Below are 2,657 nucleotides of genomic sequence, written 5' to 3' on the forward strand. Positions count from 1 at the left end.
CAAGGGCCATATAGGGATGCCTCAAGGCCACGAGCTGATCATGGTTGCATGTTAAGCACCATACTAACGAGAAGATGGCGTATAACCACAACAAAAAAAGAGGGACATCACAGATGCTTGAAAGCCCTGATGATGTCCCTTATTTATAGGCGATGGAATACCTTGCATTGAAACGAGAGAAGCTCAACATCCAACCTGAAGCCGTGAATGCCTATGCCGGTTATGCTGTTAAGTCATTCCTTGCTTGAAACCGCTCATTACAGCCTGCCTCTATACCGTCTTCGCATCCAAGACCGGTACAATCGGGGCTTTATAGCGCGTCCTGCTCTGCTGTCCATCCACACTTACCGGGATGTCACCGGCTAAGGTCACGCGGCGTACCACTCGCTTCGCATCCCCATAGTCATTAACCGCGATATGCTGTGTCGCCCGGTTGTCCCAGATCACAACATCGCCCTCCTGCCAACGCCAGCGCACCGTATTCTCAAGGCTCGTCACATGAGACTGGAAGATCTCATAGAGACGGTTCGATTCAGGCGCGGATACACCTAAGATGCGTCTTGCAAAAGAACCAAGCACGATGGCCTTCTCCCCCGTCTCTGGAATGACACGGACAATCGGATGCTCTGTCTCGTACAACGTCGAGGCAAAGCGCTCGCGATATTCGCGCTCTTGATCAACAGTAACGCCTTCTCGCTTCTGAGGAACCGCATAGTCGAAGGAGTTGCTGTGAAGCGCCCACAGCTGCTCTGCAAGTGTCTTGAGCTCTTCGGGCAGACTCTCGTAGGCTGTAACGGTGTTCGCCCATACTGTATCTCCTCCCGTCTCAGGGATAATAACAGAGCGCAGAATCGAGGCCTTGGGATAAGCATCCAAGAATGTTACATCAGTGTGCCACTGGTTAGCACGACCACCATGGTGAGAGTCGAGCTCCAAGATATACCCTGTCCCTTCCTTTGTTGGCACCGTTGGATGGGCGAACGGATCGCCTAGACTAGCAGCAAATGCCTCCTGCTCCGCATCATCCAGATGCTGCTGCCCACGGAAGAACAGAACCTTATGTTGGAGAAGTGCCTCGCGGATGACCTGCACTGTCTCCTCATCCAGGCTGCCGGACAAGCTAATGCCCTCAACCACAGCTCCTACCCGAGGGGTAACAGGCGCAATCCTTACGTTTTCTTGTCTTACTTCCTGCTCACTCATGGTAACTCCTCCTTGTTCGGCCCCATCCCAAACAACAAAAAAGAGGCTCAACAAAAGCGTAAAAACCTACGCTCTTATTGAACCTCTGGCTGTCCAGTGGGCTCTTCATTCATCTATCGTCCGTTCATCTATGGAGCCTGTATGCTGTGATGTGCCTATCATATCTTCCTTGTTCATCATCTGTCAATACCTTTTTCATATTATTCCAACATGAATGATTGGGATTATCTCTCTTAGCAGACGGTGCGCGTTGGCACCGCTCCCGCAGGAGGCCGATTGCCTACGTCTTGAGCCCCCGTATTCGGGTCTGACAAATGCTTGCATTCACGGAACGCCATATGCGTGCAGCCTAAGCATTGGTGGCGGTTCAGCTTCGTTAAGGCATGGCTGATCGCATCCCCCGTTTTATCAAAGAAATGCTCAGCCCCGATCCAATCGGCAAGCCCTGTCTTCTTGAGCATCTGTTGAGGCTGCAGCCTCATTTCGGATATCAAAACCGTTCCTCCGTGCTTACGCACCTGCTTCACAATTGCTGCAAAATTCGCTTCACCTGTCGTATCCATATACAAGACATGATTCATACGGAGGATAAGCACCTTCGGCCGATCCTTAATCTCCTCGGTAAGCCGCTTCTCAAATTGAGCCGCTGCTCCAAAGAACAAAGCGCCCTCCACCGTATGAATGCTCACCTGCGGACAGTTATGCTGCTCATGGACGATGCGGGAGGATACCTTCTCTCCTCTTTCCCCATGATCAGGCAGCCCCTTTGAAGTCTTTAACAGCTCACTCATGTTCTTCACAAATAAAATAGCGGACAATACTAGGCCGACCTCAACAGCCGTCGTCAAGTCTGTAAATACCGTCAGTATAAATGTGAGAAGCAGCACCAAGGAATCCGCTGTACGCGTCCGCAGCACATGTGCAAAGGCTTTGCGTTCGCTCATGTTCCATGCCACAACCATCAGAATCGGAGCCATGCTGGCAAGCGGAATACTGGAGGCATAAGGCGCAAATAAAAAGAGCACAAGCAGCACGACGATTCCGTGAATGACCCCGGACAATGGCGATACCGCGCCGTTTTTAATATTCGTTGCCGTACGCGCAATGGCTCCCGTCGCTGGAATGCCGCCAAATAGCGGCGTAATCATGTTCGCGATTCCCTGACCCATGAGCTCGCGATTGCTGTGGTGTCTCGTGCCTGTCATCCCATCTGCTACGACCGCAGAAAGCAGCGATTCAATCCCGCCAAGCAAGGCAATAACGAATGCAGGCTTTATCATGTGCTGAATCGATTCCCAGGATATCGCCGGGAATTGCAGACTCGGCAATCGATTCGGAATCTCGCCATAGGCAGAGCCGATCGTAGCCACTTGGTCGGGATACAGCAGCATTGCAATCATAGTAGAGATCAACAGACCCATCAAGGAACCCGGCACCTTCGGAAGCCATCTTGG

General features: G+C 51.8%; 1 protein-coding gene and 1 pseudogene. Both read right to left on the reverse strand.

Features of this window, described 5'->3' with window-relative positions; translation table 11 throughout:
- Nucleotides 1-270: 270 nt before the first annotated feature.
- The gene (locus I2H74_RS22150) at nt 271-1,203 is read right to left on the reverse strand and encodes a TauD/TfdA dioxygenase family protein (RefSeq protein WP_195576422.1); all 933 of its coding nucleotides are present in this window, start codon (nt 1,201-1,203) and stop codon (nt 271-273) included.
- Nucleotides 1,204-1,436: 233 nt separating this feature from the next.
- Nucleotides 1,437-2,657, reverse strand: a pseudogene (locus I2H74_RS22155) (SulP family inorganic anion transporter); the annotation flags it as partial.

Origin of the sequence: Paenibacillus sp. 1001270B_150601_E10 (assembly GCF_015558675.1) — a bacterium.
In the GTDB taxonomy this organism is placed as follows: Bacteria; Bacillota; Bacilli; order Paenibacillales; family Paenibacillaceae; genus Paenibacillus_B.

Coding starts and splice junctions, on each gene's coding strand:
- I2H74_RS22150 (WP_195576422.1), bottom strand. CDS start 1,203: ATGAGTGAGCAGGAAGTAAGACAAGAAAACGTAAGGATTGCGCCTGTT.